15 protein-coding genes are annotated in these 16455 nt (G+C 71.0%); 5 read left to right on the top strand and 10 right to left on the bottom strand.

From position 1 onward, the window contains the following. The first annotated feature begins 8 nt into the window (after nucleotides 1-8). Nucleotides 9-1592, top strand: coding sequence for a sensor histidine kinase (locus tag OG738_RS27650; RefSeq protein ID WP_329045216.1), 1584 nt, complete (start codon nucleotides 9-11; stop codon nucleotides 1590-1592). After that, nucleotides 1589-2257 carry a response regulator gene (locus tag OG738_RS27655; RefSeq protein ID WP_329045218.1) on the top strand — a complete coding sequence of 223 codons (669 nt, stop codon included), beginning with the start codon at nucleotides 1589-1591 and terminating at the stop codon, nucleotides 2255-2257. Before OG738_RS27650 ends, OG738_RS27655 begins: the two co-directional genes overlap by 4 nt. Before the next feature lie 281 nt (nucleotides 2258-2538). Here the strand turns inward: OG738_RS27655 and OG738_RS27660 are convergent, their stop codons facing one another. The 8 genes from OG738_RS27660 to OG738_RS27695 form a co-directional block, all read right to left on the bottom strand. Continuing rightward, complete coding sequence (locus OG738_RS27660) at nucleotides 2539-3909, bottom strand: beta-N-acetylhexosaminidase (RefSeq protein WP_329045220.1); 1371 nt, start codon at nucleotides 3907-3909, stop codon at nucleotides 2539-2541. Between the two features lies 1 nt (nucleotide 3910). Continuing rightward, a complete protein-coding gene (locus tag OG738_RS27665) occupies nucleotides 3911-4759 on the bottom strand; it encodes a carbohydrate ABC transporter permease (RefSeq protein ID WP_329045221.1) in 849 nt (282 codons plus the stop codon). After that, nucleotides 4750-5697: a carbohydrate ABC transporter permease gene (locus OG738_RS27670; RefSeq protein WP_442875813.1), complete on the bottom strand. Its 948-nt coding sequence runs from the start codon at nucleotides 5695-5697 to the stop codon at nucleotides 4750-4752. The genes OG738_RS27665 and OG738_RS27670 overlap by 10 nt, the downstream gene beginning before the upstream one ends. Beyond that, nucleotides 5697-6980 (bottom strand): extracellular solute-binding protein, encoded by a 1284-nt coding sequence (locus OG738_RS27675; protein WP_329045224.1) that lies wholly within the window; start codon nucleotides 6978-6980, stop codon nucleotides 5697-5699. Before OG738_RS27675 ends, OG738_RS27670 begins: the two co-directional genes overlap by 1 nt. 76 nt (nucleotides 6981-7056) lie before the next feature. Then, complete coding sequence (locus OG738_RS27680) at nucleotides 7057-8190, bottom strand: lactonase family protein (protein ID WP_442875814.1); 1134 nt, start codon at nucleotides 8188-8190, stop codon at nucleotides 7057-7059. Between the two features lie 43 nt (nucleotides 8191-8233). Beyond that, on the bottom strand, nucleotides 8234-9622 hold the full coding sequence (locus OG738_RS27685; RefSeq protein WP_329045227.1) for a GntP family permease: 1389 nt from the start codon (nucleotides 9620-9622) through the stop codon (nucleotides 8234-8236). After that, entirely contained in the window at nucleotides 9619-11214 is a 1596-nt protein-coding gene (locus OG738_RS27690; protein ID WP_329045228.1) for an N-acyl-D-amino-acid deacylase family protein, read from the bottom strand. Before OG738_RS27690 ends, OG738_RS27685 begins: the two co-directional genes overlap by 4 nt. After that, on the bottom strand, nucleotides 11214-12512 hold the full coding sequence (locus tag OG738_RS27695; protein ID WP_329045230.1) for an amino acid deaminase: 1299 nt from the start codon (nucleotides 12510-12512) through the stop codon (nucleotides 11214-11216). Before OG738_RS27695 ends, OG738_RS27690 begins: the two co-directional genes overlap by 1 nt. Before the next feature lie 113 nt (nucleotides 12513-12625). On the opposite strand from OG738_RS27695, the gene OG738_RS27700 reads away from it, so the two are divergent. Genes OG738_RS27700 through OG738_RS27710 form a run of 3 tightly spaced genes read left to right on the top strand, consistent with a single transcriptional unit; the run spans nucleotide 12626 to nucleotide 14738 of the window. Continuing rightward, a complete protein-coding gene (locus OG738_RS27700; protein ID WP_329045231.1) occupies nucleotides 12626-13600 on the top strand; it encodes a sugar kinase in 975 nt (324 codons plus the stop codon). Then, nucleotides 13597-14355: an IclR family transcriptional regulator gene (locus tag OG738_RS27705; RefSeq protein WP_329045232.1), complete on the top strand. Its 759-nt coding sequence runs from the start codon at nucleotides 13597-13599 to the stop codon at nucleotides 14353-14355. The genes OG738_RS27700 and OG738_RS27705 overlap by 4 nt, the downstream gene beginning before the upstream one ends. Further along, entirely contained in the window at nucleotides 14355-14738 is a 384-nt protein-coding gene (locus OG738_RS27710; protein ID WP_329045234.1) for a RidA family protein, read from the top strand. Before OG738_RS27705 ends, OG738_RS27710 begins: the two co-directional genes overlap by 1 nt. A 36-nt stretch (nucleotides 14739-14774) precedes the next feature. On the opposite strand, the gene OG738_RS27715 is transcribed toward OG738_RS27710, so the two are convergent. Further along, nucleotides 14775-15770, bottom strand: coding sequence for a 1-aminocyclopropane-1-carboxylate deaminase (locus OG738_RS27715; RefSeq protein WP_329045236.1), 996 nt, complete (start codon nucleotides 15768-15770; stop codon nucleotides 14775-14777). Continuing rightward, nucleotides 15767-16372: a GntR family transcriptional regulator gene (locus OG738_RS27720; RefSeq protein WP_442875957.1), complete on the bottom strand. Its 606-nt coding sequence runs from the start codon at nucleotides 16370-16372 to the stop codon at nucleotides 15767-15769. The genes OG738_RS27715 and OG738_RS27720 overlap by 4 nt, the downstream gene beginning before the upstream one ends. Nucleotides 16373-16455: the final 83 nt, after the last annotated feature.

Raw genomic sequence — 16455 nt, forward strand, 5'->3', positions numbered from 1 at the left:
ATGAGGAGGTGTCCCCGACGTCGACCCGCTGGAGCCTCGCCCGGCAGCTGCTCGTGCTGCAGCTGGCGGTGCTCTGCGTGCTCGCGGGCGCCGGGATCACCTTCGCCTACCTCGACGCGCAGCGCGCCGTGAACGAGAACGCGCGCGACCAGGTCCGCGCGATCGCCGAGGCGGTGGCCGACGCGCCGACCGTCGCGGCCGCCGCGGCGACGGCGAACCCGAGCGCGCCGCTGCAGCCGTTCGCGCTCCAGGTACAGGCCGATACCCGCGTCGACTTCATCACGATCATGAGCCCGGCCGGGATCCGCTACACCCACCCGAACCCGGCGCTGATCGGCCAGCACTACCTCGGGACGATCGCGCAGGCGCAGCACGGGCAGGAGTACACCGAGACCTACACCGGCTCGCTCGGCCCGTCGGTGCGCACGGTCGTCCCGGTGTTCGGCCCGGGGCAGCGGGTGGTCGCGTTGGTCGCCGTCGGGATCACCGTCGCGGCGATCAGCGCGGAGCTGCGTGAACGGCTCTGGCCGCTGTTCGGCGTCGCCGGCGCGGTGCTGGTGGTCGGAGCGCTCGGCGGGTGGCTGATCAGCGCGCGGCTGCGGCGCCAGACCCGCGGGGTCGCGCCGGACGAGCTGAGCAACCTCTTCGAGTACCACGAAGCCGTGCTGCACTCGGTCCGCGAAGGGGTGCTGCTCGTCGGCCGGGACGGGCGCATCGGGCTGTGCAACGACGGCGCCCGCGCGCTCCTCGGCCTCGACGCCGACCCGGTCGGGCGCGAACTGGCGTCGCTGGGCCTGCCGGACGGGCTGGCGGAAGCGTTCACGTCGGCGGAGAACCGGGCCGAGGAACTGCACCTGACCGACGCCCGCGTGCTGCTCGTCAGCACGACCGCGGTCCGCTCGGGCGGCCGCTCGCAGGGCACCGTCGTCGTCCTGCGCGACCACACGGAACTGCAGACGCTGACCGGCGAGCTGACCACCGCCCGCGGCCTCGCGGAAGCTCTGCGGTCCCAGGCGCACGAGGCAGCGAATCGGTTGCACACCGTCGTTTCCCTGGTGGAGATCGGCCGGCCCGAGCAGGCCGTCGAGTTCGCGACGGCCGAGCTCGCCCTCGCCCAGCAGCTGACCGACCGCGTCGTCGGCGCGGTCGCCGAGCCGGTGCTCGCCGCGCTGCTGCTGGGCAAGGCCGCCGAGGCCAGCGAGCGCGGGGTGGAGCTGACGATCACGCCGGACACGGTGATCGACGACGTCTCGCTCGGCATCGCGGCCCGCGACCTGGTCACCATCCTCGGCAACCTGATCGACAACGGCGTCGACGCGGCCGTGCGCGGCACCGGCAAGCCCGCGGTGGTCGTGACGGCCCGCTCGGGCCCGGAGGAGCTGCTGCTGCGCGTCGCCGACACCGGCCCCGGCGTCCCCGAGGACGCGGACGTCTTCCGCCGCGGCTGGTCGACGAAGGCCGAGGACGGCCACGGGCTGGGCCTGGCGCTGGTCGGGCAGGCGGTGCGCCGCTACGGCGGCACGGTCGACGTCGGCCAGGACGGCGGCGCGGTGTTCACCGTGCGCCTGCCGCGGCAGGAGGCGAACCGGTGATCCGGGTGCTGGTGGTCGAGGACGAGCCGGTGGCGGCCGAGGCGCACCGCGTCTACGTCGAGCGGCTGCCCGGGTTTTCGGTGGCCGGCGTCGTCCACTCCGGCGGCGAGGCACTGCGGTTCTGCGAACGCGAGCCGGTCGACCTGGTACTGCTGGACTTCTACCTGCCCGACACGCACGGCCTGGCGGTGTGCCGCTCGCTGCGCGCGGCCGGGCTGCCGATCGACGTCATCGCGGTGACGTCGGCGCGCGACCTCGGCCTGGTGAAGGCGGCGGTGTCGGTCGGCGTGGTCCAGTACCTGCTCAAGCCCTTCACATTCGCCACCCTGCGCGAAAAGCTGGAGCGCTACCGCGAGTTCCGCGACGCGTCGGGCGAGGTGACCGGCCAGGCGGAGATCGACCGGGCGCTCGGCGCCCTGCGCACGACCGAGCAGCCCCCGCTGCCGAAGGGGATGAGCGTCCAGACCTTGGAGGCGATCACGGACGCGCTGTCGGGCGCGGCCGAAGGACTGTCGGCGGGCGCGGCGGCTTCGGCGATCGGCGCGTCGCGGGTGACGGCGCGGCGATACCTCGAGTACTTGGCGGACAACGGGATGGCGCACCGGGAACCGCACTACGGCCAGGTCGGCCGGCCCGAGGTCTGGTACCGGCTCACCCGCGTATAACGCCCTATACCGCGGATCTCCGACTTCCGGCGGTTCCGGTGGTTTTTCCCGTGCGGTAGACCGGAATCAGCCGAGGAAGGGGAGAGCCGCCATGCGGAACTGGGCCGGTTTCGTCGCCGCGCTCGGCCTGTGTACGGCAACCTCGGCTCCGGCGGGCTGACGGTGTCGCCGTTCGCGACGCGCACCCGGGCTACGGCCGCCACCGCATCGAGTACCGCTCGATCGACGCGGCGGGCAACATCGGCCCGACACGGTCGGCCGTGGTGACGCTGCTGCCGTGATCAGCGGGGCCGGCCCGGCACGCCCGGCCGGGTCTGCCACGGGTGCGGCCCGTCCAGCGGCCGGTACTCCACGCCGAGCGCGTCCAGCCGCGGCAGGTGGTGGTCCCGCAGCCGCGGCAGGAACTCGGCGTAGTCCCGCACCCCGCTGCTCCAAGCCACCTCCGCGAACGCCGACAGCCGCGGGAAGGCCATGTAGTCCACGCGCCGTACGTCGTCCAGGTGCTCGCTCCACACCTGGGCCTGCACCCCGCGCAGCCGCGGCCCGGCCAACGCCGGTTCGTACGCGTAGACGTCCTCCAGCGTGTGGACCCAGCCGACCGGGATCGGCTCGTCCGGCTCCGGAGACTGGCGGTGGTCCAGGTAGACGTGCTGCTCCGGGCACATCACCACCTCGTGTCCGGACGAAGCCGCGCGGACGCCCGCTTCTTCGTTCTGCCACGAACCGATCACCATCGGGGGCAGGTCCGGGATGTCGAGGACCTCGTCCCAGCCCATCGGCGTCCGGCCGCGCGCGAGCAGGTGCTCGGCCAGCAGCCGGACGAACGTGCGGTGCTCGTCGGTCGCGCCAGGGGTCTCGTCGCCGCCCAAGGCGATCACCGGAGACGGGAAGATCTCCAGCAGGTGGTCGAACACCGTCCGGAAGAAGTCCAAAGTGGACTCGGAAGGCGCGAGCAGGGAAGTGCTGATACCCCAGGCGGTCCAGACTTCGTAGGACGGTTCAGCGCCCAGCGACGGGTAGGCCGCCAGCGCCGCGCGGGCGTGCCCCGGGATGTCGATCTCCGGCACGACGGTGATCGCGCGTGCCGACGCGTAAGCCACGATCTCCCGCAGGTCGTCCCCGGTGTAGAAGCCGCCGTGCGGACGACCGTCCTGCGCGCCCCCGCTGCCCACCATCGACGACGGCCGCCACCCGCCGACGGACGTCAAGCGGCGGAAGGCGGGGACCTCGAACCGCCAGCCCTGGTCGTCGGTCAGGTGCAGGTTCAGCACGTTCAGCTTGTGCGCGGCCAGCAGGTCGACGAACCGCAGCACCTCCGCCTTGGTCCGGAAATGCCGGGCGACGTCGAGCAGGCACCCGCGCCAGCCGAACCGCGGGTGGTCCTCGACCACCCCGCACGGCACGGACAACGGACCACCGATGGAAGCCGCGCGGAACGCCGACGGCCCCGCCAACTGACGCAGGGTCTGCCGTCCGTAGAACTCGCCGGCCGGATCACCGCAAGACAAGACCACGCCCGAAGCAGTGATCTCCAACCGGTACCCCTCAGCCGGAAGCGAAGCGGCCCGAACGTCCACAGGGGACGGCCACGGGCAGGAACCCGGTGCCGGCGTCACGGAAACCGGGCGAGGGAGCAAGGTGTCGAAAGCCATGTCAGCCCTTCACGGCGCCGGCCATCCCGGACACCAGCCGTCGTTGCACGAGGACGAAGAACACGAGCACCGGGATCGTCATCAGGGTCGAGGACGCCATCACCGCACCCCAGTCGGTGTCCTCCGGCTTGAAGAACACCAGGATCGCCTGGGGCAGCGTCTGGTTCTCGGTCTTGGAGATGATGAACGTCTTGGCGAAGAGGAAGTCGTTCCAGGCGTGGATGAACGCGAGCACGCTCACGGCCACGAGCCCGGGCGCCACCAGCGGGAACAGGATCTGCCAGGTGAACCGCATCCGCGACGCGCCGTCGAGCTTCGCCGCTTCTTCGAGTTCGACCGGCACCGCGGCGACGAACCCGCGCAGCATCCAGATCGCGAACGGCAGGCTGAACGCCAGGTGCACCAGCACCAGCGAGCCCAGCTCGTTCAGCCCGAACGCGGGTGCGACGCCGCCGATCTGGCGCATCAGGAAGAACAGCGGGATGGTCAGCGCCTCCACCGGCACCATCTGGGCGACCAGGATCAGCACCAGCAGCACGGTCCGGCCCTTGAACGAGAACCGCGTCAGCGCGACCGCCGAGAGGAACGACAGCAGCAGCGACAACACCACGACGACCAGCGCCACCACCAGGCTGTTCACGAAGTACCGCCCGAAGCCGGACACGGTGAGCACGCGCGTGAAGCTGTCGAACGACGGGCTGAACGTCCACGGCTTCGGGTTCGCCGACTGGATCTCGCCCGGCGGCTTGACCGCCGAGAGCAGCATCCAGTACAGCGGGAACGCGACGATTCCCGCGATCACGACCGTCACGACTTCGGCGACCAGCCGCCCGGGACGTCTCACAGCCATGCCGCGCTCCGGCGCTGCGACCGGACGTACAGCCCGGTGACCGACAGCAGCAACAGCGTCATGACGACTCCGATCGCCGAGCCGAGGCCGTATTCCTGCCCGGCGAAAGCCTGTTGGTACGCATAGACGTTGAGGACCAGGTTGCGCCCGGCGACACCGCCGCCGTTGGTCATCACGTAGATCTGGGTGAACACCTTGAAGTCCCAGATGATCGACTGCACGGTCGCGATCATCAGCAGCGGGCGCACCATCGGCAGCACGATCGACCAGGTCGTCCGCCACACCGACGCGCCGTCGAGCGACGCGGCTTCGAGCACCTCGTCCGGTACGCCCTTGATCCCCGCGTACATCGTGACCAGCACGAACGGGAACGAGCACCAGATCACCTCGGCGGCGACCAGCCCGAACGCGCCGAGCGTGCCGAAGGTCCACGAGTGATGCTCGAACGGCAGTCCGATTCCCGACAGGACCTCGTTGACCAGGCCGAAGTCGGTGTCGAAGAGGAACAGCCAGACGTAGGAGCCCGCGATCGCCGGGGTCGACCACGCGCCGAGCGCGGCGAGGAACAGCAGCGTCCGGGGGAGGGAACGCACCCGGCTCGCCAGCACCGCGAGCCCGGTGCCGACGACGAGCGAACCGACGACGCAGGCCGCGGCGAAGCCGACCGTCTTGCCGAGCACGCTCCAGAACTGCGCCTGGGACAGCAGGTCGGTGTAGTTCGCGAAGCCGAGGAACACCAACGGCGCGTTGCCCGCGGCCTGCGGCTGGCCGTAGTCGTAGAACGAGATCAGGACCAGCTGGTAGATCGGGTACGCCAGCATCGCCGCGAGCAGGATGCCCGCCGGGGCGAGGTAGAGCGCGGCGGCCCGGCCGTCCCCCTTCCGCCGCGGCCTCCGCGCGGGGGCCGTGACGGAAGGGACTTCCTGGACGGTCACCACTAGCCGAAGGCCTTGTCCATCGCCGCAGCCGCGTCGGCCAGCGCCGCCGCCGGGTCCTTGCCACCGGTCGCGATCTGCTGGACGGCCGTCGGCAGCACGTTCTGGCTGTCGATCTTCGACCACGCCGGGGTCGCCGGGACGAACTTCGTGCCCGCCTTCAGCGTGTCGACGAACGGCTTGAGGAACGGGTCGTTCGCGGCGAGCTTCTGCTGCACGCTGCTCAAGGTCGGCAGGTTCCCCATCGCCGTGTACATCTTCTCCTGGTACTTCGCGCCGCCGAGCAGCTCGATGAACTCGAGTGCGAGGCCGCGGTGCTTGCCGGCGTTGAAGACGCCCAGGAGGTTGCCGCCGGCGAACGCGGGGGCGATGCTGCCCGCGGTCGTGCCCGGAATCGGGACGACGGCGTACTTGCCCTTCACCGTGCCCTGCTCGACGGCCTTGCGGTTGAAGTCGCCGCCGATCGTCATCCCGGCCTTGCCGCCGGCGAACGCCGTGACGCTCTGCGTGCCGGTCAGGTTCGCGCACTGCGCAGGCGGGCAGATGTCGTCCTTGAGCAGGTTCGCGTACTGCGTCACGCCCGCCTTGGCCTGCTCGCCGGTGACCGTGGACTGCCACTTGCCGCCGCTCTCCTGCGCCAGCTCGCCGCCGTTGGCCCAGAGGAACGGCAGCATCGCGTAGGTGTACTTGCCGCCGACGGCGATGCCGTAGAGGTCCGGCTTCGCGGCGCGGATCTTGCGGGCGTCGTCGGTCAGCTCCGAAAGCGTCGTGGGCGGCTTGAGACCCAGCTCGGTGAAGACGTCGGTGCGGTAGTAGAGCGCGCGGATGCCGGTGTACCAGGGCAGGCCGTAGTTCTTGCCGCCGGACTTCGCGGTGTCCAGCACGGTCGGGATGAGGTCCTTGCCCTCGCTCCACGACGCGAGGTCGCCGGTCAGGTCGGCGAGCGCGCCGGTGGCGGCGTAGCTGGAGACGTCGGTGTTGCCGAACTCGGCGACGTCCGGCGCGTTGGCCGGGTCGTTGAAGGCGCCGGAGAACTTGTCGGCGCGGCCTTCGACCGGCACCCACTGGACGTCCACCTCGACGCCCTGGTGGGCGGCCTTGAACTCGGTGATGGCGTCCTTGACCGCCGCCTCCTTCGGCGCGCGGTTGGCCTCGTCGAACAGCCAGACGCGGACGGTGCCGGTCTTGTCGTCCCCGCCGGAGCCGGCGGGCGCCGACTGGGTGGGCGCGCAGCCGGCCAGCAGGGCCAGTCCCGCGACGACGGGAAGGGTGCGGCGCAGTCTCATGGGAATCCTCCAGTGGGTGCCGTCGTGAGTGCGTAACAGTGTTAGAACACCGTTACGCACTCACGAGGCTTTGTGCTCAGGCGAAGTAGACGGAGTTGACGTCGGGGACGGCCAGGCTGCCGGCGACCGCGCCGGGCAGGCCGGTGGCCGGGTCGCGCGGCAGCCAGGTGACGGTGCCGGAGCGCTGGTTCGAGACGTAGAACCAGTTCTCTCCCGGGTCGAGGGCCACGTGCCGCGGCCAGTTGCCGCCAGTGGACACAGTGGACACCAGCTTCAGCGAGGCACCGGCGACGGCGAACGTCGCCAGGGTGTTGGGACCACGGACGGTGGCGTAGGCGAACTTCCCGTCCTTCGACAGGGCGATCTCGCCCGGGAAGAGGTCCCCGGTGCTGCCCGGCGGCACGGCCGGGACGACGGAAAGCGCCTTCAGCGTCCCGGTGGCCGCGTCCCAGCTCGCGACGGTCACCTCCGGCCGCAGCTCCTGCAGGATGTAGGCGAACGTCCCGGTCCGGTCGAACGCGAGGTGCCGCGGCCCGGCTCCGGCCGGCAGCTTGAGCTGCTGGTGCAGCGCGAGCTTCCCGGTGGCGACGTCCAACGAGTAGACGTACACCGAATCGGCGCCGAGGTCGACCGACAGCACCCAGCGCCCGCTGGGGTCGTTGACGACCTGGTGGGCGTGGGCCTGCCCGGAGTCGGCCTGGTGCGTCACCAGGTCGGTCGCCGCGCCGAGCTTGCCGCCGGCCAGGATCGGCAGCACGACGACGCTGCCCGAGCTGTAGTTCGCCGCCAGCACGTACCTCCGGCTCGAGTGCACGCTCAGGTGCGTCGGCGCGCCGCCCTTGGACGGAACCTTGTTGAGCAGCTGGGGTTTCGTGGCGTCGGCGATGTTCAGCGCCGAGACGTACCCGTTCGGGTCGCCTTCGTTGGTGACGTACAACGTCTTGCCGTCGGCACTGCGGTCGAACCACGACGTGTCGGTGATGCCCGGTACCGTCCGGACCGGGCCCAGCGTGGCGCCCGACCGGCTCGAGACGTCGAGGCCGTGGCCGCTCGCCCCGCTGGTGTAGCTGCCGATGTACACGGTTCCTCCGGCGATGCAGCCCTTCGATGTGGTGGCCGCGGTGGCGAATTGCGCACCGAGAACGGTCGCAGCACTCGCCCCCGCGGCGGCGCCGAGGAACGTGCGACGGGAAAGTCCGGTCATCGTCATTGTCTCCCAACGGGTTCGGGTGGCGGCTTCCCTCCAGTATGGTCTAGACCACAGCCATGAGCAATGCCGAAACCGCGAATCCGGAAACGGAAAGCACGGTTTCGAGTGCGGTCCACGACTTCAGCGTCTGGACCACGCTCATGTTGAAGTACCGCGAAACGATCCAGAAGCCACCGTCGTTGACGTGCGAGGCGATGATCGACCCGGCGGAGATCGCCATGACCAGCAAGGCCAGCTGCACCTGCGAATACCCGAGCTGCGCCACGGTCGGCGCGATGATCCCGCTCGTGGTCACGATCGCGACGGTCGCCGAACCCTGCGCGATCCGCATGCCGCAGCTGATGACGTACGCCGCGAGCAGCACCGGCAGTCCCGCGTCGTGCAGCGAGTCGGCGACGGCCTTGCCGATGCCGGTGGCCGAGAGCACCGCGCCGAAGAACGCGCCCGCGCCGACGACGAGCAGGATCATCGCGACCGGCCGCAGCGACTTCGCGGCCAGTTCGTTGAGGTCCTTGCCGGTGAACCCGCGCCGCAGCCCGAGCAGCCAGGACGCGAGCAGCACGGCGACGGTGAGCGCGACGGCGGGCGTGCCGACGAACGCGGCGACGCCCGACAGCGCGGAGCCCTTCGGCAGCCAGATGCTCCCGAAGGTGCCGGCCAGGATCAGCACCAGCGGCACCGCGATGATCGAGCCGACCAGCGCCAGCGACGGCACATCTTCCTCTTGTTCGCCTTCTTCCTCGGCGACGATCATCTCCTGGGGCACCTCGACGTCGATGCGCTTGCCGATCCAGGTCGCGTAGAGCACGCCGCCGACGAGGAACGCGGGGATGCCGCAGGCCAGGCCCATCAGGATGATCCAGCCCAGTTCGACGTGCAGCAGCCCGGCCGCCGCGACCGGGCCGGGGTGGGGCGGCAGGAAGGCGTGCGTGATCGACAGGCCCGCGATCAGCGGCATCGCGTAGAGCACCAGCGAGCGCTTTCCCTGCTTCGCGGCGACGTACACCAGCGGCGCCAGCACGAAGATGCCGATGTCGAAGAACACCGGGATGCCGAAGATGAACCCGGCGACCCCCATGGCCAGCGGCGCCCGCTTCTCGCCGAAGCCCCGCAGCAAGGCCCCGGTGAGCACCTTCGCGCCGCCGGAGCGTTCCAGGATCGACCCGAGCAACGTGCCGAGCCCGATGATCGCCGTGATGTGCCCGAGGATGCTGCCGAACCCCTTCTCCAGCAAGGAGTCCGACGACTTCTGCGCGGTGCCGACGATCGTGCCGACCGGCAGCCCCGCCGCCAGCGCGGTGAGCAGCCCGACCACGATCAGGGCGATGAACGGCTCGATCTTGAGCTTGACGATCAGCAGCAGCAGGACGGCGATCGAGACGGCGGCGAGCGTGAGCAGCCCGCCCGTGGTGTGTTGCAGCCAGTGGATCATCGGGCTCTCCGGGGGTTGCGCAGGGAGTGTCCGGCGAGGGCGCCGGTCGGACGGCCGTCGTCGAGCGCGGCGACGCCGTTGACGAAGACGTGCGTGATGCCCGCGGCGGGCTGCCGCGGGTCGTCGAAGGTGGCGGTGTCGGCGACCGTGTCCGGGTCGAACAGCACCAGGTCGGCGGCGTACCCGGCGCGGACCAGCCCGCGGTCGGTCAGCCGCAGCCGGCGTGCGGCCCGCCCGGTGAGGTGGGCGACGCACTCGGCGAGGTCCAGCACGCCCAGTTCGCGGACGTAGCGGGCCAGGTAGCGGGGGAACGTGCCCCACGCGCGCGGGTGCGGCCGCGCACCGACGAGCAGGCCGTCGCTGCCGCCGGTGTGCGTGCGGTGCCGCATGATGGCCTGGACGTTCTCCTCGTGGCCGACGTGCATCAGGCACGACGTGCCGAGCTTCTCGTCGAGCAGCGTGTCGAAGTAGAGCTCCGCCGGGGTGGTTCCGGTGGTGCGGGCCGACGCGGCGACGCTGTGCCCCACCAGGTGGGCGTTGTGGTCGTGGCGGACGCCGTTGATTTCGATGGCGTCCCAGTCGATCGGGACGCCGTGCGCACCGTCCGAACCGGACTCCTCGATCGCGGCGCGAATCCGCTCCCGTTCGTCCACATCGGACAGCCGGGCGAGCGTCGCGTCGAGGCCGCCTTCGGTGGCCCAGCTCGGCAGCAGCGCCGAGAGGTAGGTCGCGCCCGGCAGGTAGGGGTAGGTGTCGAGGCTGATGTCGCAGCCGTCGTCGAGCGCTTCGTCCAGCAGCTTCAGCAGGTCGGGTGCTTTTCCTTTGTTCACCGAGAAGTTCATCGTCGCGTGCGCCAGGTGCAGGGGACAGCCGGATTGTCTGCTCACCTCGATCATCTCGGCGAACGCTTCGAGCGCGCCCTTGCCGTAGCTGCGGTGGTGCGGGCTGTAGAACCCGCCGCCTTCGGCGACCACATGGCACAGCTCGACCAGCTCGCTCGTCTCGGCGTACATCCCCGGCGTGTAGGTGAGCCCCGACGACATCCCCATCGCGCCTTCGGCCAGGCCGGTGGCGACGAGGTCCTTCATCCGGGTCAGCTCGGCATCGGTGGCGGGGCGGTCGTCCCAGCCGACGGCGAGCATCCGGACGGTGCCCTGCGGCACGAGGTACGCCGCGTTGACGGCGATGCCCTGGTCGAGCCGGTCGAGGTACTCGCCGACCGAGCGCCAGTTCCAGGCGAACCCGGCCGGGTCGTCGTTCCAGCCGGCGAGCTGCTGCCGCAGCGCCTCCAGGACGGCGTCGTCGACCGGCGCGTACGACAGCCCGTCCTGGCCGAGCACCTCGGTCGTGACGCCCTGGGTGATCTTGGCCGGGTGCTCCGGATTGGCCAGCAGCTGCAGGTCGGAGTGCGAATGCATGTCGATGAACCCGGGCGCGAGCACCAGCCCGCCGGCGTCGATCGTGCGGCGGCCGGTGAGCGAGCCCGCGTCGGCGACCTCCGCGATCCGGCCGCCGGTGATGCCGACGTCGTGGCGCGTCATCGCGTCGCCGGTGCCGTCGGCGACCAGCGCGTTCTGGACGACGACGTCCATCAGAACCACGTCCGGACCAGGTCGACGACGGTTTCGCCGTCGGCCGCGGTCACCGGCAGCAGCGGCCACTTGTCGAACACCGTGCACGGGTGGGACAGGCCGAGCCCGATCCAGTCGCCGACCTCGACCGGCGACCCGGCGGGCAGGGTGAGGAACGCGTGCTGGTCGTTCATCTTCGCGACGACGTGGCCTTCGAGCGGCTCGGCGGGGCCGTTCGGGGTACGGCGCAGCTGCGGCTCGGGCATGCCCTCGTCGAAGGACGCGTCGCGCTTGCCGATGGTCAGCAGCGCCAGTTCGTCCGACGGCTTCGACGTCACCTGCGCCCAGGCCCGGAGCGCGGGCCGGAACGACTCGACGCCGTCGATACGCGGGTGGTCGCCGAGCGGGGAGATCTGGCGGTAGAAGCCGTCGTCGTGGGTGACGTACGCGCCGCTGCGCAGCACCGGCAGCACGTCGAGACCGTCAGGCCACGGCTTCGTCAGCTCGTTCGCGACCTGGTCGAAGTACGCGCTCCCGCCGGCGGTGACGATGATCTGGCCGTCGAGCATGCCCTTGTCCGCGAACGTGATCGCGAGGTCGCGTAAACCGTCCACATAGGAACTGATCTTGGCGAGCGCGGCTTCGTCGGTGTCGTGCGAGAGCGCGCCCTCATAGCCGCCGGTGCCGCGCAGCCGCAACGCCGGGCTCGCGTGGACCGCTTCGGCCACGGCCAGGGCGGTCGGGGTGTCCCGGACGCCCGTGCGGCCGCCGTCGGCGCCCAGCTCGAGGAGGACGTCCACCGGACGCTCGGTGCCGGCGAGGGCCTCGGTCATCAGCTCGACGCCGCGGACCGAGTCGACCCAGCAGACGAACTCGAAGTCCGGGTCGGCCGCCAGCTCGGCGGCCAGCCAGCGCAGGCCCGAGGGGTCCAGGAGCTGGTTGGCCAGCAGGATCCGGGAGACGCCGAACGCGCGGTAGATCCGGAGGTGGCCGGCGTTCGCGCAGGTGATGCCCCACGCGCCGTGCTCGATCTGGCGAGCGAACAGCTGCGGGGCCATGGTGGTCTTGCCGTGCGGGGCGAGCACGACGCCGCGGGCGGCGCACCACGCGGCCATCGTGCGCAGGTTGTGCTCGAGAGCGTCGTCGTCGAGGACGACGAAGGGCGCGAAGAACCCGTCGGTGAACAGGTTCAGCCGCCGGTCCGCGGCTTCGGTGAGCGTGAGCCCGGTCAGGGCGGGGGCGGCCGAGCGGAAGCGCCAGTCGATCCGCTCGTCGCGGAGGGCGGCGAGCGCGGCGGGGTCCATCAGGCAAGGGTTCATCGGCGGCGACCTCGGTTGCGTATGTTGCAACGACTGTTGCGCATTTTGAGTGCCATAGGTGTAGCATCCGGGTCGCCACAGGTCAACGGGGTGACGGACAGGGGAGACGGAAAGTGACGAGCGGGCCCGAGGTGCTCTGTGTCGGCGAGTCGATGGCGCTGTTCGTGCCCGCCGAACCCGGCCCGCCGGACGAGGTGAAGCGGTGGACGCGCACGATCGGCGGCGCCGAGTCGAACGTCGCCTGCCACCTGCCGGCGCTGGGCGTGCCGAGCGGCTGGGTGAGCGCGGTCGGGGACGACCCGTTCGGGCGCGCGATGCTGCGCGAAATCTCCGCGGCCGGCGTCGACGTCAGCGCGTGCTTCGTCGACCCGCTGCGCCCGACCGGCCTCTACATCAAGGAAAGCGGCGCCGGCGGCAGCCCGGTGCGCTACTACCGGGCGGGCTCGGCGGCGTCCGGGATGGGCCCTTCGCTGCTGGACCGGCTCGATCTCGACGGCGTCCGCGTGCTGCACCTGTCCGGCATCACCCCCGCGCTGTCCGAGAGCTGCCTCGCGCTGGTGCGCGCCCTGCTGGAGCTGCCCCGCGGCGACCGGCTGATCTCGTTCGACGTCAACCTGCGGCCCGCGCTGTGGGCGGGCCGCGACCCGCACCTGCTCGCCGAACTGGCCGGGCAGGCCGACATCGTCCTGACCGGCGACGACGAGGCCCGGCACGTCTGGGGGACCGGCGACCCGGCCGAGCTGCGGGCGCTGCTGCCCGGGCCGCGCACGCTCGTCGTCAAGCACGGCGAACGCGGCGCGACGCTGGTCGAAGGGGAGCCGCTGTTCGCGCCCGCGTTGCGGGTGGACGTCTTCGAGCCGGTCGGCGCCGGGGACGCGTTCGCCGCGGGCTTCCTCGCCGCCACCCTGCGCGGCGCCGAGCCACTGGCCCGGCTGCGGCAGGGCCATCTGCAGGCGGCCGCGACCCTGCTCACCCACGACGACGTCGGGGTGCCGCTGCCGCGCACGGTCGTGGATAGCCTGCTCACCGCGGACCCGGACGAGTGGCGTTCGGCCCGGCTGACCGGAGAGGGCGTGGTGCTCACGTGAGCCAGAGTCTCGACCGCGCGTTGACCCTGCTGAACTCGATCGCGAAGGACGCTCGCACGCTCGACGACCTCGCCGACGAGATCGGCGTGCACAAGTCGACCGTGCTGCGCCTGCTGCGCACCCTCGAGCAGCACCACTTCGTCCGGCGCGAAGGCACGCGGTACTACCGGCTCGGCAGCGCCATGTTCGACCTCGCCAACCAGGCCCTCGACTCGATCGACGTCCGCCGCAGCGCCCAGCCCGCGCTGGCCGCGCTCAACGCGCGCACCGGGCACACCGTGCACCTGGCCAGCTACGACGACGGCGAAGTCGTCTACATCGACAAGTACGAGGGCCGGCATTCGGTGCGGATGTACTCCCGCGTCGGCAAGCGGGCGCCGCTGCACTGCACGGCGGTCGGCAAGGTGCTGGTCGCGGCGATGCCCCCGGCGCGCCGCGAGGAGATCGCGCACTCGATCGAGTACCCGGTCCTGACGTCGAACACGATCACCACGCCCGAGGCGTACCTCGCCGAGCTGGAGCGCGTGGGCCGGCTCGGGTACGCCGTCGACAACGCCGAGCACGAGGACTTCATCCACTGCATCGCGGCGCCGGTCCGCGGCGCGGACGGCGAAGTCCTGGCCGCCGCGTCGATGTCGGTGCCGAAGGTCCTGCTCGACTACGAAGGCCTGCTGGCACTGGTCCCGGACCTGCGCGCCGCGACCACGGAAGCTTCCGTCCACAGTGGATGGACGGAGAACGGAAAGGGGCACTGATGAGCAAGACGGCAGTTTCCACCGAGAACGCGCCGAAGCCGCCGGCGAAGTTCTCGCAGGCCGTCCGCAAGGGGAACCTGCTGCAGGTCGCCGGCCAGGTCGGCTTCGACCCGGCGACCGGCGCCGTCGTCGGCGAGGACGTCGTGGGCCAGACCCGCCAGACGTTCAAGAACATCGAAGCCGTGCTGGCCGAGGCGGGTTCGAGCCTGGCCGACGCGATCATGGTGCGGGTGTACCTGACCGACACGGCGCACTTCGCGCCGTTCAACGAGGTCTACGACGAGCTGATCGGCGACGCGCCGCACGCCGCCCGCACGACGGTGTACGTCGGCCTCCCGGGCGAGCTCCTCGTCGAGATCGACGTGCTCTGCGTGCTGGACTGAGGCTTTCCCGGGGCCGGTTTCCCGGCCCCGGGGTGCTCAGCCGAGGACGCTCGTGTAGCCGTTGAGCGCGGGCTGCCCGCCGAGGTGGGCGTAGAGGACGTTCGAGTCTTTGCCGATTTCCCCGCGGCCGACCAGGTCGATGAGGCCCGCCATGGACTTGCCCTCGTACACGGGATCGGTGATCATCCCTTCCAGTCGCGCGCACGTCTCGATGGCGTCCACAGTGGACTTGTCCGGGATGCCGTAGATCCCCGCGTGGTAACGGTCGTCCAGCTCGACGTCCGCGATCTCCCCGGCGCCGATCAGTTCGGCGGTGGTGCGCGCGATCCGCGTGACCTGCTCGCGGGTTTCTTCGGGCTTCGCGGAGGCGTCGATGCCGAGGATGCGCCGCTTCTTGCCGAGCGCGGTGCCCGCGACCATGCCGCCCTGGGTGCTGCCGGTGACCGAGCAGACGATCACCGTGTCGAAGAAGACGCCCAGTTCTTCTTCTTGCTCCTCGAGTTCGACGACCCAGTTCGCGAAGCCGAGCCCGCCGAGCCGGTGGTCCGACGCGCCGGCCGGGATGGGGTACGGCTTCCCGCCGTCGGCCTCGATCTCCGCGACGGCGTCCTCCCACGCCTGCTTGAAGCCGATGCCGAAGCCGGCGTCGACGAGCCGGACGTCCGCGCCGAGAATCCGCGAGAGCTGGATGTTGCCGACCTTGTCGTAGAGCGGGTCGGGCCAGTCGACCCAGCTTTCCTGCACCAGCACGGCCTTCAGCCCGGCGCGCGCCGCGGCGGCCGCGACCTGCCGGGTGTGGTTGGACTGGACGCCGCCGATGGAGACGAGCGTGTCCGCGCCCTCGTTCAGGGCGTCCGCGACGAGGTACTCGAGCTTGCGGGTCTTGTTGCCGCCGAAGGCCAGGCCCGAGTTGACGTCTTCACGCTTGGCCCAGACGTTCGCGCCGCCGAGGTGCGCGGTGAGGCGTTCGAGCGGGTGCACCGGCGACGGGCCGAACAACAGGGGGAAGCGCGGGAAGTCGGCGAGGGTCATCGGTCCTCCAGGAGGTCGGTCCAGATGGTCGAGATCACGGAGACGGCGGTGTCGGTGTCGTGCGCTTCGAGCGCGTCGATGAGCGTCGTGTGGCGCTCGACCGAGTTCCAGGCCAGCGTGGAGCTGAACCGGGCGTGCTCCAGCCGGCGCAGGAGCGGCGTGTAGCGGTCGAGGGTCGCGGCCACCGCGGCGTTGCCGGCCAGCCGGACCGGGACGTCGTGCAGCTCGTCGTCCGCTTTCACGGCCGCGGCGATGTCCCCGGCCTCGATGGCCTTCGCGAAGCGGTCGTTGGCCGCCCGCATCGCGGCGACGTCGGCGGGGCGGCATCTCGGGGCCGCCTCCCGCACGGCGAACTCGTGCAGCACGCGCACGATCTGCCGGGCATCGATGACGTCGCGGGACATCACGTCGGAGACCCGCGTGTAGCTCTGCGGCTTGGAGTCGACGAGCCCGTCGTCGGCGAGCCTTCTGAGGGCTTCGCGGACGGGGGCTTTGGAGAGGCCGAGCTGGTCGGCGAGGTCGCCGTCCCGCAGGGGAGTGCCGGGCGGCAGCGTGCCGTCGACGATGGCCTGGCGGATGCGGTCGTACGCCTCGTCCCGCAGGAGCGGTCGGCTGACCTTCGAGAGACTCACATCTAACATGTTAGATGTCGGGAGGCTCGTCCGGCAAGGAGCCGGACGAGCGG

The organism is Amycolatopsis sp. NBC_01488 (assembly GCF_036227105.1).
In the GTDB taxonomy this organism is placed as follows: domain Bacteria; phylum Actinomycetota; class Actinomycetes; order Mycobacteriales; family Pseudonocardiaceae; genus Amycolatopsis.